This is a genomic window from Bacillota bacterium (assembly GCA_040757205.1).
Classification (GTDB): domain Bacteria; phylum Bacillota; class Desulfotomaculia; order Desulfotomaculales; family Desulforudaceae; genus Desulforudis.
The window spans coordinates 87,979-114,782 of sequence record JBFLXL010000002.1 but is presented as its reverse complement, the minus strand read 5'-3'; the positions used below and the strand labels follow the sequence as shown (position 1 = coordinate 114,782).

Here is a 26,804-nt window from a genome sequence, read left to right as displayed (position 1 = left end):
GGATGATTGGTATGGGTTTTGTGTTATAATGTAATTACATTAAGATTGAGGGGGTGGCGTCATGCTGGTGAGAACTCAAATCATGCTGGAAGAAAAACAGCACCGCTTTTTACTCGAGGAATCACGAAGGAAAGGAATCAGCATGTCCGAGGTTATCAGGCAGCTTGTAAACGATAAGGAAAAGGAGTTGGCCAAGGCACAGGCCAATGGCGCGGTGGAAATCGCCGGTGGAGCCGTTCCCGGTCCGGACGAAAGTATTCCCCACGACGAGGTCCTGTACAAATGAGACGGATTTTCGTGGATACCAGTGCCTGGTATTCCTTGAAGAATTCCCAAGATCCACACCACCGGGCGGTATTGGACTTCTTCAGGGAACAGCAGGGCCAAGCGCTTTTTTTCACTTCGGATTACATCGCCGATGAAGCTATCACTCTGACCAGGGTGCGGCTGAAGAATCATAAGGTGGCGGCCGATCTGGCGCAGGAATTGTTTTCCGAAAAGGCAGCCAAGATGGTCTTTGTTTCTCCGGCCCATCATGACCGGGCGCTGGAGATTTTTGTCTCCTATGGCGATCAGTATTTTTCCTATACCGACTGCACAAGCTTCGCGATTATGGAAGCACTGAAGATTGAAGAAGCCCTGGCCCTCGACTATGACTTCGAAAGATTTGGTCTCCGGCAGGTGCGGATGGAAGCCGGGCCCCGGGCTTAGAAGCCGCATCCAGGTTTTTCAATAAGTCATCGATAGTTCCCTTGGTACTCGACCAAGGCAGGCCTTCGAGGTGCCGAAAATGTGTGCAAGAACAGCAGTGCTGGTAACCGGCATTGCTGTTTAAGTTATTTCAAGGGCTGCAAATGATATGTTCCGGGTCGGAAACCTACACCGCAGTGGGGGTTGCATGCGGGTATGGCCCGGGGTTAGAAATCCCGGGGTTTGCAGATGATCTCGCGGATCTTGAGATCGAAGAAGTGCTGCGAGTGGGCCGGGCTGACGACGCAGGCGGTGTCGGCGCCGGTGCCGCTGCCGGCGATGCAGACCACGTCTTCTCCGGGCGGGGTGAGCCCGGCGTCGCAGGCCATGCCGGCGATCTCGGCACAGACCTTCACGCCCTGGCCGAGCATGCGCAAGGCGGCGGCCACGATTTCGGCCGGGTAAAGGCCCTGGAATTTGAACCGCACGGCGCGGTCGATCCCGGCCAGGAGATGGGTGGTGGTCAAGAGCTTCACTCCGGAAGCGGCGAGTTTAGCGCGCGTCTCCGGCGCCATCTCGTCCTCTCCGGGACGGGCGAAGCCGACCTGGTGGGTGACGCAGACGATCTCCAGGCCGAAGTCCGGGAGTTTTGCGGCCAGGAGTTTTTCAGCGGTCTGCCCGCTGTTGGAAGCGACAATTATCCGGGCTATGCCCAGCTCGCGGGCGCGGGCGACGGCAGCCCGGACGGCGGCGTCGGTGTTGGCGGGGCCTTTGGTGGGAAAGTGCATGTTGTTTGGAGCTCCTCTCTTCAGGTAGTCATTGCTTTTGTTTCAGTTAGACGACGCGGCGGAAGAGTTTGTCCTTCTTGGGGCGGGGCAGGTAGTTCAACATGGATAGGGCCCTTCCGGTGCCCATCGCCACGCACGAAACGGGATCGTCCGCTAAGACGACCGGCAGTTTGGTCTCCTCGGAGAGAAGTCTGTCCATGTCGTTTAGTAGCGATCCGCCGCCCGTAAGGATGATCCCCTTGTCGACCAGGTCGGCCGAAAGTTCGGGCGGGGTGCGCTCGAGGACTTCCTTCACCGCCGCGACCACCAGTTGCAGCGGCTCGACGATCGCCTCCCAGACCTGAGTGGTGGACACCTCCACCGCCTTGGGGAGGCCGCTCATCACGTCCCGCCCGCGGATGGTCATCGACTTCAACTCCGCGCGCCGGGGATAGGCGCTGCCGACCTCGATCTTCAATTCCTCGGCCGTGCGCTCCCCGATCAGGAGGTTAAACTCCCGGCGCACGTACCGGACGATGGCGTCGTCGAACTTGTCCCCGCCCAGCTTGAGCGAAAGCGAACAGACAATGCCGCCCAGGGCCAGCACGGCCACGTCGGTCGTCCCGCCGCCGATGTCCACGACCATGGACCCGGAGGCCTGGGACACGTCCATGCCCGCTCCCAGCGCGGCGGCCATCGGCTCCTCGATCACGTGGGCCTGGCGCGCCCCGGCCTGCACCACCGCCTGGCGCACCGCCCGCTCCTCCACGCCGGTCACCTGGGCCGGAATGCAGACCATCACCCGGGGCCGGAACAGAAAGCGGCGGGCACCCGCCTTACTGATGAAGTAACGGAGCATCTTCTCGGTGACGTCGAAGTCAGCGATCACCCCGTCCCGCATAGGGCGCACGGCCACGATGTTCCCGGGAGTCCGTCCCAGCATGCGCCGGGCCTCGGTGCCCACGGCAATGACTTGTCCGCTGTCCCTGTTGATCGCCACGACGGATGGTTCGCGCAGCACTATGCCCCGGCCCCTCACAAACACCAGGACCGAGGCCGTTCCCAAGTCGACGCCGATATCGGGCACGAAGTTCAACACGCTGTCTGCCTCCGTTTCTGTTACTAGTTCCCGAAACCCTTGGATGTCTATGTGTCTATACAGACATCCTGAATAATGGGAAACCCGATTTCGATTTACAGGCCTGTCCAAACCGGCGCCGAAAAAAGAAATGTGGGGGTGAAACCACACTCAGGGGCACGCCAAGGCGACGTGCCGCAAGCTACCGGAGGTCAAAACCACGGTGGTGATCCTTAATCTTTGTTGATTCTACATAATATGGATATATTCCTCCCGTTTCCCCAAAAACTTACCCTGTTTCTTTATACTTCTTGCGGGTGGCCTCGCCCCCCCGCAGGTGCCGTACCGATTTGTTGTGTTCCAGGACTATGCGCACGCGGTTGGCCAATTTCTTGTTCAATGAGGGCAGTCTTTCGGTCATGTCTTTGTGAACCGTGCTCTTGCTGACTTTGAAAACGGTGGCCGCCTGGCGGACCGTCGCCTTGGAGTCCAGAATGTAGGCGCAGATGTCCAGCACCCGCTTCTGAATATATTCCTGCATCACCTTACCTCCCGGTCAGGCTGGTTAGGTGATTTATATGCGGCAAAAACGCCGTAATGCTTGGCCACAAAAACAAAATGGGTTCCTGGCGGCAGGAAACCGCCGGTGTGCCGGCAGGTCTTGGGGCCGTCAGGCGCCGGAGCACCGGAGTCAAGCAGATTCAGGAGAAAGGTGCACAAGAGAGGTGTCTTGAATAAAAGGGGCGACACACCTTTTTCCCTTTTCTTTGAGATGTAGAATTGGCAGTCTGCTCGAAGGTGAAAAGATGTCTGACATCTTTTTCTGCTACCCTGAAAATCCTCTCTCCCTCTGGGAGAGGGTCAGGGTGAGGGGTATTTTCATCCTTCCGATGGTGCCGCCGCCGAAGGCGGGGGCCTGGTTGTCTTTTTAGAAGGGTTCGACGCGGACGCCGGTGTAGTAGTGTTCCAGGATACTCCGGAAGTCATGCCCGGCCTCGGCCAGACCCCGGGCGCCGTACTGGCAAAGGCCCACGCCGTGGCCGTGCCCGCTGGTCTCAATGATGAGTCGCCCGCCTTCGATGGTCTGCGTGAAATTTGTCGAACGCAAGCCCAGGCGGTCCCGCACCGTGGTGGCGGTGACCTCCCGCCCGTTGAACGACAGCAGCTTGGGACGCCCGGTGGATGTGTACGCCAGGACTTCAATGAGCCCAACAGCAGCGTCGGACGCTTTGGTGGGGGGCGTACCGCCTCCGACGCCCGTGGGAACTTCCGCAGCCGCAGGTACTTTGGCCACCGCCACGGCCGCCAGATTGGTGCCGAGCGCTTCGTCCGCGTCCTCCAGCGCGAAGACGCGCCGCTCGCCGGGGTACGGGTCGGTGCAATAAGGGCAGATCACGCTCCGCAGGTAAGGCACCCTGAATTTCCACACGTCTTCGGAATTCTCGGTCACCCCGCCGCAGGAGGAGTGGTACAACGGATCGATAAGCTGCTCCTCAAAGGTGAGCACCAATCCCTCGGTGGCGTCCACCGCCCGCTTGATCTTGTAGTAGTTCCGGTAATAATCCCAGGTGGTCCAGCGTTCCCGCAGCTCCTCGCGGGATACCCACCCCTGGCCCAGGCGCGGGTCATCGCTCACGTCCGCCCCGGGGTGCGGGCTGTTGGCCACGCCGCCGGCCATCAGGCGTTTCAACATATAGGTGCGCGCGCACACCGCCTGGGCTTTCAGGGCCTCCGGGTGAAAGCCGGCCGGCATTTCGGCGGCCACCACTCCAACCACATAGTCCTCCAGGGACAGGTCTGTCAGTTGGCCGGTCTGGTGGCGGTACAACCGCACGTCGGTCCGGACCTCCGGTTTCCCGGTGTCCGCCAACCGCCGGGCGTATTCCTGCGCGGCGTCGGGAAAGGCGATCGCCGCCGCGACGGCCAGCAGTACCAGGCCCCAGAACAATCTCCGCACCAGGGTTTATCCCTCCGTATGCCAATATCTGGCTCTTTACCCAGGAGTTTATGTCTTTTGGGCGTAAATTATACGACGAGGACACCCTAGGGGGACAGGGTACCCTAGGGGGGACAGTCCCCCTAAGGCCCAAAGGGGACTGTTCCCTTTCACCCGGCGGAGGAGGGATTCCAAAAAAGGGGCCAGGCCCCTTTTTTCGCGCGTGATCGGGTGAATAATCACCAGTCTAGTTATCGCTTGTTTTACTGGGTGGGGAGTATTTGACGCTTACGGGAGCCCCAAAAGGGGCCAGGCCCCTTTTTTCGCGCGTGAAAAGACCGAGGTGATGCCCTACCTCGGTCTTTTTCCCGCTCGCTGCCCTTTCGGACTCTTTAGCTTTTAGCGCCTGATCTGTCCGGCCGCTTCGATCCTGGCCGTGGCGCGCGCCAGCGCCGCCTTGGCCCGGACCACGTCGATCTCGGGGTCCTTGGCGGCCAGGCGCTTCTCGGCGCGCTCCCTGGCCTTTTCCGCCCGGGCGAGGTCGATCTCCTCGGGGCGCTCCGCAGCGTTGGCCAGCACGACCACCCGGCTGTCACGGACCTCCACGAAGCCGCCCGCAACTACGAACGTGTTCCACTGGCCCTCTTTCTGGATGCGGAGCAGGCCGGGCCTCAAGCTGGAAATAAGCGCGGTGTGCCCCGGCAGGAAACCCAGATCGCCGTCGGTACCCCGGACGTGGACGAAACGGGCCTCGTCTCCGTAGATCACCCGCTCAGGGGTAACGATGGAAACCTTTTGGGTGGAATCCGCCATTCATATCCACATCCTTACTTGCTCGTTGACCGGTTCCCGCGATCCCCGCCGCCGCTCTAGGCCTCGAGGATCTTCTTGCCCTTCTCCACCGCCTCGTCGATGGTGCCGACCATGTAGAAGGCGTCCTCCGGCAGGCCGTCGTGCTTGCCGTCCAGGATTTCCTGGAACCCGCGGATGTTGTCCTTGAGCGACACGTACCGCCCCGGCGAGCCGGTGAAAGCTTCGGCCACGTGGAAGGGCTGCGACAGGTACCGCTGCAGTTTGCGGGCCCGGACCACGATCAGTTTGTCCTCTTCGGAAAGTTCCTCCATCCCGAGGATGGCGATAATGTCCTGCAGCTCCTTGTACCGCTGCAGCACCTTCTGCACGCCGCGCGCCACCTGGTAGTGCTCGGCCCCCACGACGTTCGGGTCGAGAATCCGCGACACCGAGTCGAGCGGGTCCACCGCCGGGTAAATACCCAGCTCGGCGATCTGCCGGGACAGCACCACGGTGCCGTCCAGGTGGGCGAAGGTGTTCGCCGGGGCCGGGTCGGTCAGGTCGTCGGCGGGCACGTACACGGCCTGCACCGACGTGATCGAACCCTTGGTGGTCGAGGTGATCCGCTCCTGAAGCTGGCCCATTTCCGTCGCCAGGGTGGGCTGGTAACCCACGGCGGACGGCATGCGGCCCAGCAGCGCGGAGACCTCGGTACCGGCCTGGGCGAAGCGGAAGATGTTGTCGATGAAGATCAGCACGTCCGCGCCTTCCTCGTCGCGGAAGTACTCGGCCAGGCACAGCCCGGTCAGGCCCACCCGCAGGCGGCAGCCCGGGGGCTCGTTCATCTGGCCGAAACACATCATGGTCTTGTCCAACACGCCGGACTCGGTCATTTCCAGCAAGAGGTCGTTACCCTCGCGGGTCCGCTCGCCCACGCCCGCAAACACCGAGATGCCGCCGTGCTGCTTGGCGATGTTGTTGATGAGCTCCATAACGATAACGGTCTTGCCCACGCCGGCGCCGCCGAACATCCCGATCTTGCCGCCCTTCATAAAGGGCACCAGGAGGTCGATCACCTTCAGGCCGGTCTCCAGCTGCTCCACCTTGGTCGACTGGTCGACCAGCGGCGGGGCCGGACGGTGAATCGGGTAATAGGTCTCGGCCTTGATGTCGCCCAGCCCGTCGATCGGCAGGCCCAGCACGTCGATCAGCCGGCCCAGGACGGGACGGCCCACCGGCACCTTGATCGGCGCACCGGTGTCGGTGACCTTGGCGCCGCGGACCAGGCCGTCGGTGGTGGACATGGCCACGGTGCGCACCACGTTGTTCCCCAGGTGCTGCGCCACTTCCAGCGTCAGGTCGAACTTGCGCCCGAACGCGTCCACCTTGTCGGTCTCGATGGTCAAGGCGTTGTAAATCTCGGGAACCTGGCCCGGCGGGAACCGGACGTCCACCACAACGCCGATGATTTGGACTACCTCACCTACATTCATTGTGTTCCCCGAACCTCCTCACGAACATTATTCGAGTGCCGCCGCGCCGCCGACGATGTCCAGCAACTCCTTGGTGATGCCTTCCTGGCGCAGCCGGTTCATCTGGAGCGTCAGGCGATCGATCATTTCACCCGCGTTCTTGGTGGCCGCATCCATCGCCATCATGCGGGCACTCTGCTCGCTGGCCTTGGACTCGATCAAACCATGGTACACGCTGTTCTCCACGTACCTGGGCAACAGGTAATCCAGGACGTCCGCGGCGGAGGGCTCGAAGATGTAGTCGACCCTCGTCTTTTTCGGGGCGGCCGCCTCTTCCCCTTCCCCGGCCTTTGCCGCGACGGCCTCCTCGGCCGGCGGCTCCACCGGGAGGAGCTTCACCACGGTCGGCTGCTGGACCAGCATGTTCACGAATTTGCTGTACACCATGTACACCGCGTCGTACTCGCCGGCGATGTACTTGTTGATCGCAAACCGGGCGATCTCCTGGCCCTGCTCAAACCGGATGTCCTCGCCCAGGCCGATGAACTCCGCATCCCGCTCCCACTCCCGGAAGCGGAAGAAGTTCCGGCACTTGCGGCCCACAGCCACCAGGCTGAAGTCGTCCCACTTGTTCAGTTCCCGGACGGCGGTGCGCAGGAGGTTGGAGTTGAAACCGCCGCACAAACCGCGGTCGGCGGTAATTACGATGTAGCACACCTTTTTCGGTTCACGTACCGTCAACAGGGGATTCTGCACGTCAGTGGCCGCGGAAGCCACCCGGCCCAGCACCTCGTGCAGCTGCCGGGCGTAAGGCCGCGCGGCGACCACGGTCGCCTGGGCCCGGGCCATCTTGGCCGTGGCCACGGCCTTCATGGCCTTGCAGATCTTCTGGGTACTCTTTACGCTCTTGATGCGCCGCCGAAAGTCGCGAAGCGCAGGCATCCTAACACCTCACCTTCCGCTTCTAGCTTAGCCCGTGCTGTGTAATAAACATCTGCTTGAATTCTTCCACAGCGGCCTTCAGCTTGGGCTCGTTTTCCGGGGTAATCTTCAGGTTGGCCCTGATGTCCCCGCCGATCTCGGGCTTCTCGGTACGCATGTACTTCAGGAACTCAGTCTCGAAAACGGCCACCTTGTCCGCCGGGAGGCTGTCCAGGAAACCGCGCACCCCGGTGTAGATGGACATGACCTGGTCCTCGAGCGGCATCGGGTTGTACTGGCCCTGCTTTAAGAGTTCGACCATGCGCTCGCCGCGGGTCAACCGCGCCCGGGTGGCCCGGTCGAGGTCGGATCCGAACTGGGCGAAAGCCGCCAGTTCCCGGTACTGGGCCAGGTCGAGGCGGAGCTGGCCGGCCACCTGGCGCATCGCGGTCCGCTGGGCTTTGCCGCCCACGCGCGACACCGAAAGGCCGACGTTGACGGCCGGGCGCACGCCGGCGTAGAACAGGTCGGGCTCCAGGATGATCTGTCCGTCCGTGATGGAGATCACGTTCGTCGGAATGTAGGCGGACACGTCGCCCTGCTGGGTCTCGATGACCGGCAGCGCGGTCAGGGAACCGCCGCCGATATTCGGGTGCAACTTGGCGGCCCGCTCCAGGAGCCGGGAGTGCAGGTTGAACACGTCGCCCGGGTAGGCTTCGCGGCCGGGCGGGCGCCGCAAGAGGAGCGACAGCTCGCGGTAGGCGGCCGCCTGCTTGGAAAGGTCGTCGTAAACGATCAGGACGTCCTTGCCGGCTTCCATGAACTCCTCGCCCATCGCCGCGCCGGCGAAGGGGGCGATGTACAGGAGCGGGGACGGGTCCGAGGCGCCGGCCACGACCACGATGGTGTGGTCCATGGCGCCCTCTTCGTGCAGTTTTTGCACCACGTTCGCCACGGTGGAGGATTTCTGGCCGATGGCCACGTAAATGCAGAGGCAGTCCTGACCCTTCTGGTTGATGATGGTGTCCACGGCGATCGCCGTCTTGCCGGTCTGGCGGTCGCCCATGATCAGCTCGCGCTGGCCGCGGCCGACCGGGATCATAGCGTCGATGGCCTTAATGCCGGTCTGCACCGGGGTGTCCACCGGAGACCGGAACACCACGCCGTGGGCGATCTTTTCAATGGGGCGGAACTTGTCGGACTTGATGGGCCCCTTGCCGTCCAGCGGCTCGCCGACCGGGTTGACCACGCGCCCGATCAGCGCGTCGCCCACCGGCACCGACGCAATGCGGCCGGTCCGCCGGACCACGTCGCCTTCCTTGATGTGCAGGTAGCGGCCCAGGATAACGCAACCGATGTTGTCCTCTTCCAGGTTGAGGGCCATTCCCAGGGTGCCCCCCGGAAACTCCAGCAACTCGGAATACATGCAATCTTTCAGTCCATACACCCGCGATACGCCGTCACCGATCTGGATGACCGTGCCGACGTCTGCTACCTCTACTTGTACTTCGTATTTTTCAATCTGTTGCCGGATGATGGAACTGATTTCTTCTGGCCTCAGATTCATACCCCTCTGTCACCCCTATCCAACTTTAGTTTCGCGGATGCTGTCCTTCAACCGCTCAAGTTGCCTCTTGACGCTGCCGTCGATAATGCGATCCCCCAAACGAACCACCAGGCCGCCGAGGATGTCGGGATCAACCTGGTAGCGAATCCGGAGTTCCTTGCCGGTCATCCGGGAAAGAACCTGCATGAGGTTGACCTTGTGCACCACCGAAAGCTCGAGGGCCGTGGTCACCTCCGCCTCGACGATATTGCGGGTTTCGTTGGCCAGGCCAAAGAAACGCTCCGCAATGCCCTTCAAATACGGCTCCCGGCGGCGGTCCAGGACTAAGCAGAGGAAATTGAGGGTGGTCCCGGAAAGCGCCTTCCCAAAGGCCTCCCTGACGATCTCCTTCTTGAGTTCGACCGGGACCTGGGGGTTATACAGCACCTGCTGCAGGTCACGAGACTCGTCAACCAACCGCATGAACCCGCGAAGTTCATTCTCGGTCTCGGCTACCCGGTTGTTGTCTCGTGCCACGTCGAAAAGCGCCTGGGCGTAACGCGCGGCAACCGCTCCCTTAATCATTGCAGTTGCCCCACCTCTTTAATGGCATTCTGTACCAGGTTGTGCTGCGCGTCGATGGTCAGGGCGTCCTTGACCACCTTGGCCGCCACCAGTACCGCCAGCGACGCCACTTCATCCCTCAACTGGGCGATCGCCTTCTCCCTCTCGCGTCCGATCTCGGCCAGGGCCTCTTCCTTCAGGCGCTGGGCCTCGGTACGGGCCTGTTCCATAATCGCCTGTGCCTGCTCCTCACTGGCCTTGGTGGCCCGGGTCACGATCGCCTTGGCTTCGTCACGGGCTTTGGCCAGGTCGGCCTCCAGCCGGCTGCGGAGTTCGGCCGCCGCAACTTTTTGCTTCTCGGCCGCTTCAATCTCGTCGGCGATGTAGACCTGCCGCTGCTCGATCACGTTCATCAGCGGCCGGTAGGCAAACAAGCGCAAGACTACAAGCATGAGGAGGAAGTGGAACATCTGCATGAACACTGTGGCGTTAAAACTGAGATCTACCACCTACCCGTTCTCCTCCTTCCTTGGTGACATGAGAACATAAAGATAGGGTGAAGCAGGTTTTAGCGCCTGGAGGAGACTAAAACCTGCTCATCAGACCCTAAATTGAATGGAACACATACGAACCTACAGCTGGCCCATCAGGATGAACGCGATAACGATACCGATAATGGGCAGCGACTCGATCAAACCGACGGAGATGAACATCAGGGTCATGATGTTGCCACGGGCCTCCGGCTGACGGGCAACCGCCTCGATCGCCTTGCCGCAAGCCATGCCGTCACCGATCGCCGCACCGATCGCCGAAATGCCGGCCACGAAAGCCATACCGAGCGCAGCAGCAGCTTGTACCTCCATTAGTTTCCCTCCTTCCCGTTATTTCTGTTTGTTTTTATGAGTTCTTGCGGGTAGATCCCGCATTTGCCGACGACCCCGCCCCGTTACGTCTTCAAGTCTCAAAGTTTTCACGTCTTCACGTCTTCACGTCTTCACTAGTGATCTTCACTTACCGCACTGCTTACAAAAGCAATGGTCAGCATTGTAAACACGAAAGCCTGGATCAACGAGATGAAGATGCAGAACAGCAACCAGAGCGTCCCCGCCAGGAACCCGCCGGCCAGCCAACTCGTGCCGCTGATGAGGGCCAAAAGCGATAAAATCATGATTTCCTTGCCCTTCATGTTGCCGAAAAGCCGGAAGGCCAGGGTTACCGGTTTGGCGATGTCTTCGATGAGGGTGATCGGCAGGAAGATCGGGCTTGGGGAGACGTAGTGCTTGAAGTATTTGGCACCCTTGTACTTGATGCCCCAGATGTAGATCAGGGATACCGTGATCAACGCAAAGGCAAATGTGGTCTGGATGTCGGCCGTGGGTTTGACGTAGGTGGGCACCACACCCATCACGTTCATCACGGCGATGAACAAGAAAAAGGTCACGACGATCGAGAACAGCCCGGCACCCTTCTTCGGGCTCATACTCTGATTGATCAGGCCGCGTAGAAAATCGAACAGCATCTCGAAGCAAACCTGCATCTTCCCCGGCCGGCGCATGTCGATCCGCCGCACGGCCACCCAGGCGATCAGCAGGGTTACCGCCATCGCCACCCAGGTGTGGAAGATAGTTTCCGCGTTCAACTGGATCGGAAAACCCAGAAACTCCCCCAAATCCCAGTGTTTTGGAATTCCGTAAATGTTCAGGTCGTGATGCATCTTTTCCAGCACCGTTTTTTCGCCTTGTCCTGCATAGTCCGCCGCCACCGCGTGTACTCACCTCCTTCCCAAGCTCTTTTCAGCTATTTATTTAAGCCTTCTTACCGGACACCGCCCGCAGGTCCCGGATGCCCTCGCCCACACTAAGGACGGAAGGCGCCAAGAACCCGGCCAGCATACCGATAAGACTGAACCAACCCGTCTTGACGGCAAACAGGCAGGCCAGCATGATCAGCCCCCAGCGGCTGAAAAAACCCATCATCACGAAAGCGCCGCCGGCGGCTTCGCCGTGGTTCAGCACAATTTTGATCATCTTGTCGATGCGCAGACCAAGGAAGAAAGTATTGACGGCGCCGACCACGAGGCCGGCCGCCAAGCCCCAGAGGAAGGTGCTCTGCCGGTCGAAAAAAACCGCGACCAAGGCCACGATCAAAAGCACCAGGGTTTTCTTGAGGGTTCTTTCCACGTGACTGTGGTATTCCTTCTCGCGCAAGGGCCACACTCCTCAGGACCGGTCGTCCTTGTCCTTGCCGCCGCCGGACTCCTTGTTCGGCATGAACCGGGATACCGTGCGGTAGATGCCCATCGTGCCGGCTGCAAGTCCTAAAAGCAACCCCAGCAACAACAACCACGGGCCGGTCCCCCATAACTCATCGAGATAGCGCCCGCCGAGGATACCCAGAACCAGGCTGACGGCGAACTGGACAGCGATCGTGGAACCGAGCGCGAAGGCCCGCATACCTTTGGCGAAGCCGCCTTTATCTTGCACTTGGTATGCCTCCCCCTGAGAACCCGGTCCCTGCCAAAAACCGAAGCGAAGACCAGGCGGTCTGCTTCAGTACCTGGCCGTTTTCACTTCACTTAATGCTCTGTTTTCATACGCTAATTACTTAACGCTAGTTACTTTTCTACGGAGATAGACTTATTCCTGCCGGGGAAGCAACTTTTTGTGACGCCTGGTGCAAAAATTTTTAGCCAAATTCGTCGGGTGGCGCCGCCAGACCGAAGTGAGCGGCGAGAAACCCGACGGTGCGCCGGGCGGCTTCGCCGTCTCCGTAGGGGTTCACCGCTTCAGCCATCCGGCGGTAGGCGTGCGCGTCGGACAAAAGCCGCGCTGTCTCCCGCCGCACGTCTTCTTCGGCGAGGCCCACCAGTCTGACGGTGCCGGCTTCGACCGCCTCGGGACGCTCGGTGGTATCCCGCAGCACCAGCACCGGCTTGCCCAGGGCGGGCGCTTCTTCCTGGAGGCCGCCGGAATCGGTGAGCACCAAGTGGGCGGTCGCCATCAGCTTCACGAAGGGCAGGTAGGGGAGCGGCGGGGTGCGGAGCACGCGCTCGGTGCCGCCCAATTCGGCGGCGGCCGCGGCTTGCACGATCGGGTTGGGGTGCACCGGGAAAACGGCCAGGGTATCGGGAAATTCCAGCAGGATGCGCCGCAGTGCCCGGTACACCCCGCGCAGGGGGGCGCCCAGGTTCTCGCGGCGGTGCGTGGTCACGAGAAGCACCCGGTACGGGGCAAAGGGGCGGGGCGCGCGGGCGGCGAGCGCGGCCAGGCGGGCGAGTCCCTCCCGGTCGGGATCCGTGGCTGTGTCCGGGGCCGGGGCGGCGGCCGGTGCGGCCGGGCCGGCGGTCTCCACGAGGCTGGTGAAATCGAATTCGCGGCGCGCCGTCTCCAGGAGGGCATCGATCACGGTGTTGCCGGTGACGGCGATCCGCTCCGGGGGCACGTTCTCGGCCAAAAGGTTCGCCCGGGCGCGCGCCGTGGGCGCAAAGTGCAGGTCGGCCAGCACCCCGGTCAGGTGCCGGTTCAGCTCCTCGGGAAACGGGGAGAACTTGTCGCGGGTGCGCAGGCCGGCCTCCACGTGGCCGGCCGGAATCCGGAGGTAGTAGGCGGCGAGCGCGCCCACGAAGGTGGTGGTGGTGTCGCCGTGCACCAGGACGAAGTCCGGGGACTCCCGGCTGAACACCTCTTCCAGCCCGCGCAAGGCCCGGGCGGTCACGTCGAAAAGGGACTGGCCGGGGCGCATGATGTCCAGGTCGTGCGCCGGGACGATGCCGAACAGGTCGAGCACCTGGTCGAGCATCTCCCGGTGCTGGGCCGTGACCACCACCCGCGGGTCGAACCAGGGGGAACGCTCCAGTTCTTTCACCACCGGCGCCATCTTGATGGCCTCCGGCCGGGTGCCGAAGACCACCAGCACCTTCTTCCGCCGCTTCACAGCCCCCCACCTCCCCAAAAAGGGGGACAATCCCCTATTTTTCCCCCGGGCGCAAGGGGCGCTACAGTCTCAGGAACGGGTGGGTGGCGCATAGCTCAGCGACGATGGCCTTGGCCCGGACGTGCATGCTTTGGTCTTCCGGGTGGTCCAAGGTCAGGCTGATCACTTCGGCGATCTGCACCATGCTCTCCTCGTTCATCCCGCGGGTGGTGACCGCCGGGGTGCCGATCCGGATGCCGCTGGTGACCCGGGGCGGCTGGGGATCGAACGGGATCATGTTCTTGTTCACGGTGACGTCCACCCGGTCGAGCAGGTCCTCGGCCATGGCGCCGGTCAGGTCCTTGTTCCGAAGGTCGACCAGGATCAGGTGCGTGTCGGTACCGCCCGCCACCAGCTCAAAGTCCCGTTCTTTCAGGGCTGCCGCCAGGGCGCGGGCGTTCTTCACGATTTGCTCCTGGTAGGCCTTGAACCCGGGGCGCTGGGCCTCGCCCAGGGCCACGGCCTTGGCCGCGATCACGTGCATCAGGGGGCCGCCCTGGATGCCCGGGAACACCGCCTTGTCGACGGCGGCGGCGTGTTCCTCCGGGCACAGGATCATCCCGCCCCGCGGGCCGCGCAGGGTCTTGTGGGTGGTGGTGGTCACCACGTCGGCGTACGGCACCGGGGACATGTGCAGCCCGGCGGCAATCAGGCCGGCGATGTGGGCCATATCGATCATCAAGAGCGCCCCGACGTCGTCCGCGATGGCGCGCATGCGGGCGAAGTCCAGTGCGCGCGGGTAGGCGCTGGCCCCGCCGACGATGAGTTTCGGGCGGTGCCCGCGGGCGATGGCATGCATCCGGTCGTAGTCAATCCGGCCGGTTTCCTCCTCCACCCCGTAGGGCACGTACCGGAAATACCGGCCCGAGAAATTGATCTTGGCGCCGTGGGTCAGGTGCCCCCCGTGAGCCAGGCGCATCCCCATAATCACGTCGCCCGGTTCAAGGAGGGCGAAGTAGGCGGCCATGTTGGCCTGAGCTCCGGAATGGGGCTGCACGTTGGCGTGCCTGGCACCGAAGATCTCCTTCGCCCGCTCGATGGCCACGCTCTCGGCGATGTCCACGTACTCGCAGCCGCCGTAGTAGCGCGCGCCGGGATAGCCCTCGGCGTATTTGTTCGTCAGCACCGAACCCTGGGCTTCCAGGACGGCGCGGCTGACGAAGTTCTCGGAAGCGATCAGTTCAAGCTTGGTGCCTTGACGGGCGATTTCCAGCGCGATCGCCCGGGCGATCTCGGGGTCGGTTTCGGCCAAGGGCCGGTTCCAGTCCATATCACTAACTCCTTCTTAACTCCCCACTGGGCGTATTTTTCTTCAACCGCTTTTGGCACTCACTCCGGGATTTCCTGGCTTGCCAAAACTTTGATTCCGATGGGGCGCATTCTTCTTCTTCAACCGCTTTTGGCACTCACTGCTTATCGTGCCGTCCTTTAAGGAGACTAACTCCTGCTGCACAACTCCTGGGGGCGTACTTTTCTTCGATGGCGGTGATCTTGCCGACCCGCCGGGCGTGCCGGCCGCCCTCGAATTCGGTTTTCAGCCAGACGGCCACGATGTCGCGGGCCAGGCCCGCGCCTACGACCCGTTCGCCGAGGGCGAGGACGTTGGCGTCGTTATGGGCCCGCGAATGACGGGCCGAATAAGGGTCGTGGGCGACCGCCGCCCTGACCCCCGGCACCTTGTTGGCCGCCATCGCCACTCCGACGCCGGTGCCGCACAACAGGATGGCCCGGTCCCACTCGCCCCGGGCCACGGCCTCGGCCACCGGCAGCACCACGTCCGGGTAGTCCACCGAGGCCTCGGAGAACGTCCCGCAGTCCTCAACCTGAAAACCGCTGTTTTTCAAGTAGTTCAGCACTTCCTGCTTGAGTCTGAACCCGCCGTGGTCACAAGCGATCGCGATGCGCAAACACCAGGACTCCCTTCGCTGATTCTCCGGTCGGCGATTGGCACGAGACTGCGCCTTCTGCTTTTTGTGCCGGGGAAAGAGGACCCTCCGAGCTGATTCTCCGACTCCGACCGCTGATTGATACGGTTCCCAATCCCTCGGCAAAAAAAGACGGTCTTCGGAAGCTTTCTACATCGCCGCCAAGATCTCCTTCCTTCCGCCGGGCCGCGAGATGCTTTCCCCGGCGCATCACCAAAGCGGGGATGTTTTTCCTGATCGACGGCTGGTTCTCCCACCGGCCCGCGGTCAAGCTTTCGCGATCAAGCTCCCCCTACCGGGCCGCGGTCAGCTTTCCCCGGTGGGTCCCGTCCGGGCGAACCGGGCCAGCGCCGCCGTCACCAGGGTCCGCAGGCGGGAGGCGCACTCCCGGTAAACGGCCGGGGGCCGGCCGATCGGGTCTTCCAAGTCGCCGCCCCACCCGGCGTAGTCAGCCAAAACGTGCACCTTGTGCGCGGCGTTCGGCATCAGTTGCAGGACTTGGCGGCGGTGCACGGCGGTCATGGTCAGCACCAGGTCCGCCTCTTCAACGAGCGCGGTGCTGAGCAGGGCCGCCCGGTGCCCTTGGAGATCGATGCCCGCCGCGAGAAGCGCCTCGACCGCCTCGGGCGTGGCGGGCGCGCCAGGCAGAGCGAACACCCCGGCCGAGGAGACGCGGACCGCCTCGCCGTATTCCCGGCGGCTGATCTCCCGAGCCAGGGCCTCGGCCATCGGCGAACGGCAGGTGTTGCCGCTGCAGACGAAAAGAATCCGTTTCTTCTTCAAGTAAACACCACCCCCCCACTCAACCCCCCGCCAAGCCGCGGGCCGGCGGTGGCGCACCCCTCCCGGCCGGCCGAAACGTTTGTCCTAAATCAGAACAGCAGGCGCAGGCCCACCCCGATGAGCACCAGACCCCCCAGCAGTTGCGCCCGGCGCCCGACCCAGTTTTCCACCCGGTGCGCCAGGATGAAAGCGCCCGCCGACATCAAACCGGCCACCAGGCCGATCACGACCGCGGTGAACAGCAGCGCGGCGCCGGCCGTACCCAGCGTGAAGCCCACGCTTAAGGCGTCCATACTCACGCTGCCCGCCAAGACGGTGAGTCCCAAAAAGCCGGGTCTCATTGACTTGCGGGACATCTGCGCTGGCGCCAGTGACTCCCGGACCATTTTCACACCCAGGTAAAACAGTACGGCGGCGCCGAGATAGGCGGCCCAGCGGCCCACCAACCGGCCGGTAAACTCTCCGGCGTACCAGCCGGCGATCGGCAGTATTATGTGCAGCGCGACGATCAGGCCGACCAGCATCCAGACCAGCCGCTGCCGGAATCCATTCAACCCGAGCCCCAGGCACAGGGAGAAGGCGTCCGTGCCCAGCGCGCCCGCCAACAGGAGGACCGTGCCGGTGGTCAAGACCCGGCCTCCACGACGATGATTTTGGCGGCCGCCTTGCGCAACCGGTTCATCACCGCCCGTCCCAGGCCTTCCAGGCCTTCAGCCGCCAGACCTTCGGCCAGAATCAGATCGGCCCCCAAAGCGTCGCACTCCCGCAGGGCACCGTACAACGCGGCGGCGGTGCTGCCGGCGTCACCGCTTTTGCCGCAGGGGACGACCGGGACGTCCGCATAGGAGGCGGCTGTATCCGTCCGGGCCAAAACGGCCACGTGCTCCCCCGCCGCGCGCGCCTCGGCGGCCAGCTCGCGGATGCGGGCGGTCACCGCGCCCGGCGGGCCTTCCACCAGGATGAGCGGAGTCCGGGGCGCGTAGTGCCGGTATTTCATCCCGGGAGCCTGGGGCCGCCCGGGCGCTTTTTCCGGATGGTGGACGACCGTTCCAAGTACCGCAGCCAACTGTTTCCCGGTTACACCGCCGGGACGCAGGATCACCGGCGGCGACACGGTCAGGTCGAGCACGGTGGACTCCACGCCGACCGGGACCGGGCCGCCGTCCAGAACGGCCTCGATCCGCCCGTCCAGGTCCTCCAGCACGTGCGCGGCCGTGGTGGGGCTGGGACGGCCGGAGGTATTGGCACTGGGCGCCGCCACCGGAACGCCGGCCTCCCGGATCAGGGCCAGGGCCACCGGGTGGGCGGGCATGCGGACCGCCACTTTGTCCAGGCCGGCGGTGACCGCCGGGGGCACCCGGTCGGAGCGCGGCAGCACCAGGGTAAGCGGGCCGGGCCAGAAAAGGCCGATGAGCTTTTCGGCCTGCGGCGGCAGGTCCCGCACCAAGCTGGTGATTTCGGCGCGCTCGGCGATGTGCACGATCAGGGGGTTGTCGTCGGGCCGCCCCTTCACCGCAAAGATGCGCCTAACCGCGTTCCGGTCCAGGGCGTTGGCCCCGAGGCCGTAGACGGTCTCGGTGGGGAAGGCGACCAGCCCGCCCCCGCGGATCAGGGCGGCGGCCGCCGCCACAGCCCGGGGGTCGGGGAAGTACGGGTCAACCCGCCAGTGAATGGTCGTCTCCCGACCCTCTTCCAGCGATTTCATCCTCATCATCTATCCGTGTCACCATCTAAGCGACTTCATCCTCATCATACCCCGAAAAAGGGGCACAGAGCCTGGCCCCTAATACTTTTTACTTTCTTTGACTTTCCCTGAGACGATTGTTGTCTTCATTCGTTCCGCGCTAAGTACGTGCCGCCGTATCTAGATTCTGCGGGCTACAACCACGCGCTCCCACCCCGCCAAGTCCGGAAGGATTTTGCTTTCCCACCTCGCCCGCGGCACCAAAGCCAGTGCGGCCCGGCCCTGCCCAAGGCCGATTTCAAACAAAAGATACCCGCCGGGGCGTAAAAACCGATACGCCTGCGGAACCAACCTTCGATAGAGGTCCAACCCGTCCGGCCCGCCGTCAAGGGCGGCACGCGGCTCGGCTCTTACCGCCCGGGGCAGGGTATCCACTTCGGTGGTTGGGATGTACGGCAGGTTGGCCGTAATTACGTCTATTTGGCCGGCCAGTGTATCCGGGATGGATTCCAGGAGGTCGCCGAGCAGGAACTCGACCTTGACCCGGTGGCGAACGGCGTTCAGCCGGGCTACGGTAAGGACTGCTTCCGACAGATCGGTGGCCAGTACGCGCGCCGCCGGGGCATACCGAGCCAGGCTGACGGCGATGGCCCCGCTGCCTGTTCCAATGTCCACTATTATCGAGCCCTCCGGTCCACCGCTCATTAGCCGGAGCGCCTCTTCGACAATCAACTCGGTCTCGGGCCGCGGCACCAGCACCTCGGGCGTTACCAAAAAATCCAAGCCCATGAACTCCCGATGCCCGGTGAGGTGAGCCACCGGTCGTCCCTCAAGCCGGTCACTCACCATTTGCTCAAACCGACCCCGTTCAATATCAGTCAGAACCCGTTCCGGCTCCCGGTACAGGTCCGCCCGGTCACACCCGATAGTCGAGCATAGGAGTACGGCCGCATCAAGGGCCGGGGTCCGGCCTTCACCGGTCCGGAGCACCGTCCGCGCCCAAGCCAGCGCCTCTCCAACCGTAAGCAGGGGGTCAGGCATTGATCTACTCGCTCTCTATAGTGGACACACTTCATACATGGCCTATTCCTCTGCTCCGAGCAGCTCGTTCACAGATATTTTTCCGGCGCCGCTCTGCGCGAAAGCATCGGCTTCCTCTATCAGCTTCTGCACGGCGGGTCGTACCTTTTTGCTCTGCTGCTTGAATTTCTCCAAAAGCTCCGAGCCCGAAAAACCCTGTGCGATCAGATCAGCGAGAATCTGCTCTGAAAACTCGCCGCCTCCCGCCTCACGGATTGGCCTGATGAATATGCCGCCATCCTGCAAAATACATTCGGCCTCATTGTTAAAGCCTAAAGCCTCAAAGTATTTCTGCGGTATTGTAATCTGGCGTCTCACCGAAACGCTGATGATCTTACGCTCCATTTTCGTATCACCTCTGATGGCAGACTGCAGCATTAATACTCCCTCTTTAGTATATGCTCATGCTTTCAAAAATATACACATTTCCTTGTTTTTATCATATCATTGAATTGTTGGTCTCTCAACTGAAAACGGGCGACGCCCGGTTTTCTCTGACTCGATCCGTCCGGACCACTTTTAGTCGAGGGATTTGAGTTTTTCGGCCTGGTCGCTGGTGATGAGGGCGCTGACGAACTCGTGCAGGTCGCCCTGCAGCACTTCTTCCAAGCGGTAGAGGGTCAGGTTCAGGCGGTGGTCGCTCACCCGGTTCTGCGGGAAGTTGTACGTTCGGATCCGCTCGCTCCGGTCGCCCGTGCCGACCTGGGTCTTCCGGCTCGAAGCGATCTGCTCCTGCTGCTCCTGCTGCGCCTTGTCCAGGAGCCGCGCCCGCAGCACCTTCATCGCCTTGTCCCGGTTCTTGTGCTGCGACTTCTCGTCCTGGCAACTGACCACGATGCCGGTGGGCAGATGGGTGACCCGCACCGCCGACTGGGTGGTGTTCACCGACTGGCCCCCGGGGCCGGTGGAACAGAACACGTCGACCCGCAGTTCCTCCGGCCGGATTTCCACGTCCACTTCCTCGGCCTCCGGCAGCACGGCGACGGTGGCCGCCGAGGTGTGAATCCGCCCGCCCGATTCGGTGGCCGGCACCCGCTGCACCCGGTGGACGCCGCTTTCGAACTTCAACTCGCTGTAGGCCCCCCGGCCCTCCAGCAGGACGATCGCCTCCTTGATCCCCCCAAGGTCGGTCTCGTTGACGTTCAACATTTCGGCCCGCCAGCCCCGGCGCTCGGCGTAGCGCAGGTACATCCGCAACAAGTCCCCCGCGAAAAGGGCCGCCTCCTCCCCTCCCGTGCCCGCCCGGATCTCGATGATGACGTTCTTCTCGTCGTTCGGGTCCTTCGGCAGCAAAAGAACGCGCAGGCGCCGCATCAGCTCGTCCGACCGCTCCCGCAGCACCTCGACCTCGCTCTCGGCCAATGCGCGCATCTCGGCGTCCTGCTCGTCCCGGAGCATCTGCCGCGCGCCTTCCATCTCGGCGGCCACCCGCTTGTATTCCCGGTAGACGGCGACCACATCAATGATCTCGGCGTGGCCCTTCACGTAGCCCCGCCAGCGCTCCTGGTCCTGGAGCACCGCCGGGTCGGAAATCAGCCTATTGAGTTCCTCGTATTTCGCTTCCAGATGGTCCAACTTGGCGAACATCCAAGTCTCCTCCAAAAATAGAATCGCCAGGCAATATTTTCATCCCCGCATGAGCGACGAGGAATCATCGTGAGCGACTCCCTCTTCTCCCTCTTCTCCCTCTTCTCTTGCCCGCACGGCCTCGAAGGCCGTCAGGGCCACTTCCACCTGGTCGTCGTCGGGCTCCCGCGTGGTCAGCCGCTGCACCGCCAGCCCCGGCGCCAGCAACAGCCTGGCCAACGGAAACCGGGCGTACAGGGCCGTGAGCTTGATCAGCTCGTAAGCCAGGCCGGCCACCACCGGCAGCAGCAGTATCCGCGAGGACACGCGCCACCAGAGGGGGTCGGTGGCCAAAAAGCTGAAAACAAAGATCTTGAGCACGATTACCACCAGCAAAAAGCTGGTGCCGCAGCGCGGGTGCAGGGGCGAGAACCGCTGCACCGCCTCGGGGCTCAGTTCGGACCCCGCCTCGTAGGCGTTGATGACCTTGTGTTCGGCCCCGTGGTACTGGAACACCCGCTTGATGTCGGGCATCAGGCCGACCCCCGCCACGTAGGCCAAAAAAGCGCCGACCCGGAGCAGGCCCTCGATCACGTTCTGGCCGACCCGCCCCTCCACCAGCGGCGTCAAGAGGTGGGCCAAAAACACGGGCAGGACGATGAACAGCAGAATGGCCAGCCCGAACGCCAGCCCGATGGTGAACGCCATCTCCAGCGGGGAGATGGGTTTCTCCTCCTCGCCGGCCGCCTTAGTGGCCGAAAAGCTCAAGGCGCGGACGCCGATCACCAAAGATTCCACCAGTACCACCGTACCCCGGATGAGCGGCCACTTCAAAAAGGGGTACCGGGTGGTGACCGTTTCCACCGCCTGGGTCTCCACCTCCACCGTATTGTCCGGGCACCGGACGGCGACCGCCCAGGTGCGGGGCCCCCGCATCATTACGCCCTCGATGACCGCCTGACCCCCATAGCTGAAGGGTTTTTTCATTACACTCTCTTCCCGTCAAGCAGATAGCAGAGCTTCGCTCTGCTATTTCGGCCCGAATCCTTTTGATGCCTGCTACTTAGTGAGCCCGTACTTGCGGCGGAACTTGTCGGCCCGGCCGTGGGTCTCCACCGTGCGCTGCTGGCCGGTATAAAAGGGGTGACACTTCGAGCAGATATCCACGCGCATTTCCTTCCTGGTGGACCCAACCTCGAACTGCGCCCCGCACACACACACTATCTTGGCCTTCTGGTAGCCCGGGTGAAGCTTTTCCTTCATCGTTCGTCACCTCTCTCTATCCGGAACTTTCAAAACCGCAGTTTTAATGTTAACACACCGGCGCTACCCGGCGCAAGAAAAGAGCGCAAAAAGCAGGGCTGACGCATGCCCCAAGATTGAACCCATCTTAGCCGGGGATCAGCTGACCTCCTCGCTATGACCCCCGGTGGACGCCCCAAATTGTTTCAGGAAGGCAGCCGGTTCTTTTGCCGGAACCGGCGAGTTGGCGTAGCCGGTGACATCACGCGTGACGATGCAGTCGGCCTTGTTACGCTTTGCACACTGTGCGGCCAGAGCATCCTCATAGTCGGGCATATCAAGTTCCATCGCGTTCAGGATATCGGCTTTCCCTACGTCCGCAATATCCAAGATGGAACAGAGCGTCTGGATGGCTTCCAGCGTTTTTTCTCTCCCGGCCACCTTGCGCATCACGTAGTAGATGTCGGTAACTGCGTTGGCCGTAACCAAACCGTCGACCTCTCCGCTCTCGCAGAGAGCCAGCACCTGTTCGGAATGATCCGCGAAGGGTGCCCGGTCGGCAAGGTAATCAATGATGACGTTGGTGTCAATTAGAATTTTCACGGTACCTGCCCAACCTTTCCTCGCGGATTTGGCCGCAGGTGAGTTCGGCACCCTTTATAATGCCGCGCAGGGATTTGAGCGCGTCTTTCTTTTTGCCCTCGACGTTTGTGAGGAGCGCAACATCCTTTCCGTTGCGGGTGATGATGATGTCCTCAACGGCGGCGCGCTCGATATACTTGCCCATGTTCATCTTGAATTCGGTGGCTGACACACGCATGTCATTCACTCCTTTCGCTTGTGTTGTGTTCACTTATATCATACGCATCATGTGCGATTTAGTCAACTTTATTCAGTGCGATTTTTAGAAAAAGGCTTGGTTGGCAGGGGCGGCTCAAATCTTCATCTTCACGACTTTTCCTCCGTGCAACGGGCGTGGGTTCACGGTTGGAAAAACCGGAGCGACGGACGTACCCGGTAACGAACGAAGCTACAGCACCCCGGCGTAAAGAAAAACCGCCATCGGGCCTAGGAACACGAGGCTCCAGAGCACGCTGAACCCGGTCGGGAAGCGGTGCCGGTTCTCAGCTACAGCACCCCGGTGTACAGGAGCACCGCCATCAGGCCCAGGAACATGAGGCTCCAGAGCACGCTGAACCCGGTCGGGAAGCGGTGCCGGTTCTCATCGTAGGGAACCCGGCCGCTCCAGCCGTCCTGGTCAAGTCGGCGGGCCGCCCGGTAGCTGGTGTTCCGCAACAGGTCCACCCCCACCAGGAGCGGGTTGCGCACGTAAGGGGCCGCAATCCGGAAAAACGCCGCGCCCCAGCCCTCCACCGTGCCCTTGACCCCGCGCATACCGTGGAGCGTGCGCCCGAGCAGGGCGGCGGCCGGCTTGCGGTAGAACCAGTCGAAATCAAGCGAAATAGCCGGTTCGGCGCCGAATCCGGGCCGGCAAAGCCAGAAACCCGCGGCGGCCGCCAGCAGAAGCTGCACGCCGGCCAGCACTTTGGACGCCGCGAACGGCTCGTAGGCCAGCGGATAGGGCAGCTCGGCGTACAATAGCGCCGGGTAAACGCCGTAAAGGGTACACAAGAAAGCGCCGCCGGCCATGGCCGCGTACATGTTCAGCGGCAGTTTCGCCGGCCGCAAGCCATGGCGGTTTTCGCCGAAGAACATCAGGTACGGCAGCTTCAACCCGGTGTGCAGGAAGGTCCCCACGCCGGCCAATTGCAGGAGCAGGGTCACCAGGGCCAGCCCGCTCGCCTCCGACGCGTACACCACGAGCGACTTGCTGATAAACCCGTTCAAAAGCGGCACCCCGGAGATGGAGAGGCTGCCGATCATAAACAGCACCACGACCGCGGGCATCGCCCGGGCGATGCCCCCCAGTTCGGTGAGCCGGCTCCGGCCGGTGGCGTAGAGCACCGCGCCGGCGCCCATAAAGAGGAGCGCCTTGTACAGGATGTGGCTGTAGGCGTGGGCCGTGGCGCCATTTATGGCCAACTCCGTGCCGATGCCGACCGCGGCCACCATGTACCCCACCTGGCTGATGATGGAATAGGCCAGCAGGCGCCGGGCGTCGTTCTCCAGGAGGGCGTACACCGCCCCGTAGAGCGCCATAACCACGCCGGCCCAGATCAAAAGTTCAGTGCCGGGGAACACCCGGATCAAAACGCACACGGCGACCTTGGTGGTGAAGGCGCTTAAGAAAACGCTGCCGGTCACGGTGCCCTCGGGGTAGGCGTCGGTCAGCCAGGCGTGCAGGGGCACGATCGCCGCGTTGATGGCCACCCCGGCCAGGATCAGCCAGTAGGCCGGGCCGCCGGTCCCCGTCAGGGAGGTCACGGTCAGGCTGCCCTGGCTCATCAGCAGCAGAATGCCGGCCAGCAAGAGGTTCCCGCCCAAAAAGTGCACCAGAAGGTAGCGAAAACCCGCGGCCAGCGATGCGGGCCGCCCCCGGAACCAGATCAAAAACACCGACGAGGCGGCCATCACTTCCCAGCAGAGGAAAAGCGTCAGCCAATCGCCGGCGAAAACCACGCCCAGGGAACCGGCGGCGTAGAGAAGCGCCGCCGCGTGCTCGCCCCGCGTTTTCACGTGCAGCGCGTATACGGCCCCGAGGAGGGCCGTCACGGCGAAAACAATCCCGAACACGCGGGCCAAGGCGTCCACGCGCAGTACCTGGAGCTCGAAGTCCAGGAACGGGAAAGGCACGACCGTGCCCGGCTGGAGGCCCAAAACCGCCGGCACGGCCAATACCGGCCCACCCAGGAGGCCCAGGTGGCGCCATTTGGCCGGCAGGACCAGGACCAATAGCGCCCCGGCCGCCAGGAATACTGAAGGATGCATCATCGGCATAAAACCCGCGCTCACCTGTCGTAGTAGTCTTCGCCGCGCTGCACGAAGTGCTTGCCCAGCGCCTTGGACACCCACACAATGGCCAGACAGCCCAAAAAGCCGAACAGGAGGTCGAAGCCGTAAAGCTCACTCCACCAGAATTTACCGTGACCGTAGCTCTCCCGGAGCAGGAGGTCGGCCACGAAACTCAACGCCAGCGCCCCCACGAGCGCGATTAAAGGCCACTTCTTCACGTCACATTCCCCCTCCGGCCGGTCCCGGGCCCCGAAATCGCCCGCGAGACGGGTTTGGCGTTGGGCGTTTCAATTCACATTCCCCCTCCGGCCGGACCCGGGGCGCCGCCCGCCACGGCCGCGGCCGCCATCTGGGCCAGCGTGTAGAACTGCAGGCCGAGGTTCGGAAGCACGCCCAGCACCAGCGCCGCCGCCGCGGTGATCAAAAGCGGCACCAGCATGCTCGGCTTCGCCTCCCCGCCCGCCACCGCCGCCTCTTCCCCGGCCCGCCCGAAATAGGCGCGGTACACGATCGGGAAGAAGTAGGCGGCATTAAGGAGCGCGCTGCCGATCAGCACGGCGATGAACACCGGTTGCCCGGCCTGGACCGCGCCGACGCCCAGGTTCCATTTGCTGATGAACCCAACCAGAAGCGGCATGCCGGTGATGGCCAGCGCGGCGGCCGCGAAGGCGCCCATGGTGTACGGCATCCGCCGGCCCAGCCCGTCCAGCTCCCGGATATATTCCTTGTGGGTGGTGGCGTAGATCGCCCCGGCGCAGAAGAACAGGGTGATCTTCATAAAGGCGTGGGCCACGATGTGGAACATCGCCCCCAGCATCGCCGCTGGCGTGGCCAGGGCGGCGCCCAGCACCACGTACGACAGTTGACTGACGGTCGAGTAGGCGAGCCGCCGCTTTAAGTGGTCCTCGGACAGCGCCCGCAGCGAGGCGAAGATGATCGTCGCCGCCGCGAGCCAGGCCAGGATCACGCCCACGCCCAACTCACCCATCAGTTCCGGCCCGAACACGAAGCCGGTCACCCGCACCACCGCGAACGCCCCCGCTTTCACGACCGCCACCGCGTGCAGCAGGGCGCTCACCGGTGTGGGCGCCACCATCGCCGTCGGCAGCCAGCCGTGCAAAGGGATGACGGCCGCCTTCACGCCCACCCCGACCATGAACAGCACGAACAACACCTGCAGCGCCAGCACCGACGCCCCGGTGTCCGCCAGGAACCCGCCCGGGGTGAACGCGGCGCCGGGCGCCAGGCAGTGGGCCCAAGCCACGGCGATGAAGAGCACCTGACCGGCCAGAAGCAGGTACACCAGATACTCCCGGCCCCCGGACACCGCCGCCGCGTTCCGCCGGTGAATGACCAGCGGGTAGGTGGCGATGGTCAGGATTTCGTAGAAGATGAAGAACGTCAGCAGGTTGCCGGACATGGCGATACCCGCCGCCGCCGAGAGGCACACGGCGAAACTGGCGAAATAGCCGGTCTGGTGTCCGTATTTCAGGGAACGCATGTACCCGATGGAGTACACCGAAGTGATAATCCACAAGCATGAGGCCAGCAGGGCAAACAGCAGGCCGAAGGCGTCCACCCGGAAGTGCAGGGCGATGCCCTTGGCGATGTCGAGCGGCGCCGTCTCCACCACCGCCCCGCCGAGGACCGCCGGCAGCATGGACAGGACGACGGCGAACTTGGCCGCCGCCGCGACCATGGTCACGCCCTCCCGCAGGTCCGGACGCCGGTCGCAGAACAGGATCAGCCCGGCGGCGGCCAGGGAGATGAGCACGGCCACCAGGGGCGCTACGGAGAACACAACTTCAGCCTGCATTTATGGCAACCTCCACTGGTTAGCCCGGACACCTTTTCCGCGCGGTCTGTAGAACAC

At 62.9% G+C, this 26,804-nt stretch carries 32 protein-coding genes; 2 read left to right on the top strand and 30 right to left on the bottom strand.

The features are described 5' to 3' along the window. Positions 1 to 61 precede the first annotated feature (61 nt). Both AB1402_02070 and AB1402_02065 read left to right on the top strand, forming a co-directional pair. Complete coding sequence (locus AB1402_02070; protein ID MEW6540387.1) at positions 62 to 286, top strand: hypothetical protein; 225 nt, start codon at positions 62 to 64, stop codon at positions 284 to 286. Then, the gene (locus AB1402_02065; GenBank protein MEW6540386.1) at positions 283 to 711 is read left to right on the top strand and encodes a PIN domain-containing protein; all 429 of its coding nucleotides are present in this window, start codon (positions 283 to 285) and stop codon (positions 709 to 711) included. Before AB1402_02070 ends, AB1402_02065 begins: the two co-directional genes overlap by 4 nt. 206 nt (positions 712 to 917) lie before the next feature. Here AB1402_02065 and AB1402_02060 read toward each other — a convergent pair whose 3' ends face one another. The 30 genes from AB1402_02060 to AB1402_01915 form a co-directional block, all read right to left on the bottom strand. After that, a complete protein-coding gene (locus tag AB1402_02060; protein MEW6540385.1) occupies positions 918 to 1,478 on the bottom strand; it encodes a pyruvate kinase alpha/beta domain-containing protein in 561 nt (186 codons plus the stop codon). Between the two features lie 46 nt (positions 1,479 to 1,524). After that, entirely contained in the window at positions 1,525 to 2,556 is a 1,032-nt protein-coding gene (locus tag AB1402_02055; GenBank protein ID MEW6540384.1) for a rod shape-determining protein, read from the bottom strand. A gap of 268 nt (positions 2,557 to 2,824) precedes the next feature. Then, a complete protein-coding gene (gene spoIIID, locus AB1402_02050) occupies positions 2,825 to 3,076 on the bottom strand; it encodes a sporulation transcriptional regulator SpoIIID (protein MEW6540383.1) in 252 nt (83 codons plus the stop codon). Between the two features lie 387 nt (positions 3,077 to 3,463). Continuing rightward, positions 3,464 to 4,492 (bottom strand): stage II sporulation protein D, encoded by a 1,029-nt coding sequence (gene spoIID / locus AB1402_02045; GenBank protein ID MEW6540382.1) that lies wholly within the window; start codon positions 4,490 to 4,492, stop codon positions 3,464 to 3,466. 378 nt (positions 4,493 to 4,870) lie between these two features. Then, on the bottom strand, positions 4,871 to 5,284 hold the full coding sequence (locus AB1402_02040) for a F0F1 ATP synthase subunit epsilon (GenBank protein MEW6540381.1): 414 nt from the start codon (positions 5,282 to 5,284) through the stop codon (positions 4,871 to 4,873). 56 nt (positions 5,285 to 5,340) lie between these two features. Beyond that, a complete protein-coding gene (atpD, locus tag AB1402_02035) occupies positions 5,341 to 6,756 on the bottom strand; it encodes a F0F1 ATP synthase subunit beta (protein ID MEW6540380.1) in 1,416 nt (471 codons plus the stop codon). A gap of 27 nt (positions 6,757 to 6,783) precedes the next feature. Next, a complete protein-coding gene (gene atpG / locus AB1402_02030; protein ID MEW6540379.1) occupies positions 6,784 to 7,677 on the bottom strand; it encodes an ATP synthase F1 subunit gamma in 894 nt (297 codons plus the stop codon). A gap of 22 nt (positions 7,678 to 7,699) precedes the next feature. Next, positions 7,700 to 9,223, bottom strand: coding sequence for a F0F1 ATP synthase subunit alpha (gene atpA, locus AB1402_02025; protein MEW6540378.1), 1,524 nt, complete (start codon positions 9,221 to 9,223; stop codon positions 7,700 to 7,702). A 15-nt stretch (positions 9,224 to 9,238) separates the two neighbouring features. Further along, positions 9,239 to 9,787: a F0F1 ATP synthase subunit delta gene (locus AB1402_02020; protein MEW6540377.1), complete on the bottom strand. Its 549-nt coding sequence runs from the start codon at positions 9,785 to 9,787 to the stop codon at positions 9,239 to 9,241. Beyond that, positions 9,784 to 10,275, bottom strand: coding sequence for a F0F1 ATP synthase subunit B (atpF, locus tag AB1402_02015; protein MEW6540376.1), 492 nt, complete (start codon positions 10,273 to 10,275; stop codon positions 9,784 to 9,786). The genes AB1402_02020 and atpF overlap by 4 nt, the downstream gene beginning before the upstream one ends. 123 nt (positions 10,276 to 10,398) lie before the next feature. Beyond that, a complete protein-coding gene (gene atpE / locus AB1402_02010; protein ID MEW6540375.1) occupies positions 10,399 to 10,629 on the bottom strand; it encodes a F0F1 ATP synthase subunit C in 231 nt (76 codons plus the stop codon). A gap of 134 nt (positions 10,630 to 10,763) precedes the next feature. Beyond that, positions 10,764 to 11,528 (bottom strand): F0F1 ATP synthase subunit A, encoded by a 765-nt coding sequence (atpB, locus tag AB1402_02005; GenBank protein MEW6540374.1) that lies wholly within the window; start codon positions 11,526 to 11,528, stop codon positions 10,764 to 10,766. 43 nt (positions 11,529 to 11,571) lie between these two features. After that, positions 11,572 to 11,973, bottom strand: a complete 402-nt coding sequence (locus AB1402_02000; GenBank protein ID MEW6540373.1) for an ATP synthase subunit I — start codon at positions 11,971 to 11,973, stop codon at positions 11,572 to 11,574. Positions 11,974 to 11,985: 12 nt separating this feature from the next. Beyond that, a complete protein-coding gene (locus tag AB1402_01995; protein ID MEW6540372.1) occupies positions 11,986 to 12,249 on the bottom strand; it encodes an AtpZ/AtpI family protein in 264 nt (87 codons plus the stop codon). A 202-nt stretch (positions 12,250 to 12,451) separates the two neighbouring features. After that, on the bottom strand, positions 12,452 to 13,699 hold the full coding sequence (gene wecB / locus AB1402_01990; protein ID MEW6540371.1) for a UDP-N-acetylglucosamine 2-epimerase (non-hydrolyzing): 1,248 nt from the start codon (positions 13,697 to 13,699) through the stop codon (positions 12,452 to 12,454). Between the two features lie 61 nt (positions 13,700 to 13,760). Beyond that, a complete protein-coding gene (gene glyA, locus AB1402_01985) occupies positions 13,761 to 15,008 on the bottom strand; it encodes a serine hydroxymethyltransferase (protein MEW6540370.1) in 1,248 nt (415 codons plus the stop codon). A 136-nt stretch (positions 15,009 to 15,144) separates the two neighbouring features. Continuing rightward, complete coding sequence (rpiB, locus tag AB1402_01980; protein MEW6540369.1) at positions 15,145 to 15,645, bottom strand: ribose 5-phosphate isomerase B; 501 nt, start codon at positions 15,643 to 15,645, stop codon at positions 15,145 to 15,147. A gap of 324 nt (positions 15,646 to 15,969) precedes the next feature. After that, a complete protein-coding gene (locus tag AB1402_01975) occupies positions 15,970 to 16,446 on the bottom strand; it encodes a low molecular weight protein arginine phosphatase (GenBank protein ID MEW6540368.1) in 477 nt (158 codons plus the stop codon). Between the two features lie 89 nt (positions 16,447 to 16,535). Then, positions 16,536 to 17,075: a manganese efflux pump MntP family protein gene (locus AB1402_01970; protein MEW6540367.1), complete on the bottom strand. Its 540-nt coding sequence runs from the start codon at positions 17,073 to 17,075 to the stop codon at positions 16,536 to 16,538. Further along, positions 17,072 to 18,160, bottom strand: a complete 1,089-nt coding sequence (locus tag AB1402_01965) for an L-threonylcarbamoyladenylate synthase (protein ID MEW6540366.1) — start codon at positions 18,158 to 18,160, stop codon at positions 17,072 to 17,074. Before AB1402_01965 ends, AB1402_01970 begins: the two co-directional genes overlap by 4 nt. Positions 18,161 to 18,310: 150 nt before the next feature. Beyond that, positions 18,311 to 19,171, bottom strand: a complete 861-nt coding sequence (gene prmC, locus AB1402_01960; GenBank protein MEW6540365.1) for a peptide chain release factor N(5)-glutamine methyltransferase — start codon at positions 19,169 to 19,171, stop codon at positions 18,311 to 18,313. A 42-nt stretch (positions 19,172 to 19,213) separates the two neighbouring features. Continuing rightward, complete coding sequence (locus tag AB1402_01955) at positions 19,214 to 19,555, bottom strand: AbrB/MazE/SpoVT family DNA-binding domain-containing protein (protein MEW6540364.1); 342 nt, start codon at positions 19,553 to 19,555, stop codon at positions 19,214 to 19,216. A gap of 174 nt (positions 19,556 to 19,729) precedes the next feature. Next, positions 19,730 to 20,797 (bottom strand): peptide chain release factor 1, encoded by a 1,068-nt coding sequence (gene prfA / locus AB1402_01950; GenBank protein MEW6540363.1) that lies wholly within the window; start codon positions 20,795 to 20,797, stop codon positions 19,730 to 19,732. Between the two features lie 39 nt (positions 20,798 to 20,836). Then, the gene (locus AB1402_01945) at positions 20,837 to 21,763 is read right to left on the bottom strand and encodes a DUF1385 domain-containing protein (GenBank protein MEW6540362.1); all 927 of its coding nucleotides are present in this window, start codon (positions 21,761 to 21,763) and stop codon (positions 20,837 to 20,839) included. A 72-nt stretch (positions 21,764 to 21,835) separates the two neighbouring features. Then, complete coding sequence (gene rpmE, locus AB1402_01940) at positions 21,836 to 22,039, bottom strand: 50S ribosomal protein L31 (GenBank protein ID MEW6540361.1); 204 nt, start codon at positions 22,037 to 22,039, stop codon at positions 21,836 to 21,838. 138 nt (positions 22,040 to 22,177) lie between these two features. Beyond that, positions 22,178 to 22,621, bottom strand: a complete 444-nt coding sequence (locus AB1402_01935) for a PIN domain-containing protein (protein MEW6540360.1) — start codon at positions 22,619 to 22,621, stop codon at positions 22,178 to 22,180. Then, complete coding sequence (locus AB1402_01930; GenBank protein MEW6540359.1) at positions 22,605 to 22,838, bottom strand: type II toxin-antitoxin system prevent-host-death family antitoxin; 234 nt, start codon at positions 22,836 to 22,838, stop codon at positions 22,605 to 22,607. The genes AB1402_01935 and AB1402_01930 overlap by 17 nt, the downstream gene beginning before the upstream one ends. A 308-nt stretch (positions 22,839 to 23,146) precedes the next feature. After that, positions 23,147 to 24,916, bottom strand: coding sequence for a Na(+)/H(+) antiporter subunit D (locus AB1402_01925; protein MEW6540358.1), 1,770 nt, complete (start codon positions 24,914 to 24,916; stop codon positions 23,147 to 23,149). 11 nt (positions 24,917 to 24,927) lie between these two features. After that, positions 24,928 to 25,149 carry a hypothetical protein gene (locus tag AB1402_01920; protein ID MEW6540357.1) on the bottom strand — a complete coding sequence of 74 codons (222 nt, stop codon included), beginning with the start codon at positions 25,147 to 25,149 and terminating at the stop codon, positions 24,928 to 24,930. 74 nt (positions 25,150 to 25,223) lie between these two features. After that, positions 25,224 to 26,747, bottom strand: a complete 1,524-nt coding sequence (locus AB1402_01915) for a proton-conducting transporter membrane subunit (GenBank protein MEW6540356.1) — start codon at positions 26,745 to 26,747, stop codon at positions 25,224 to 25,226. Positions 26,748 to 26,804 lie beyond the last annotated feature (57 nt).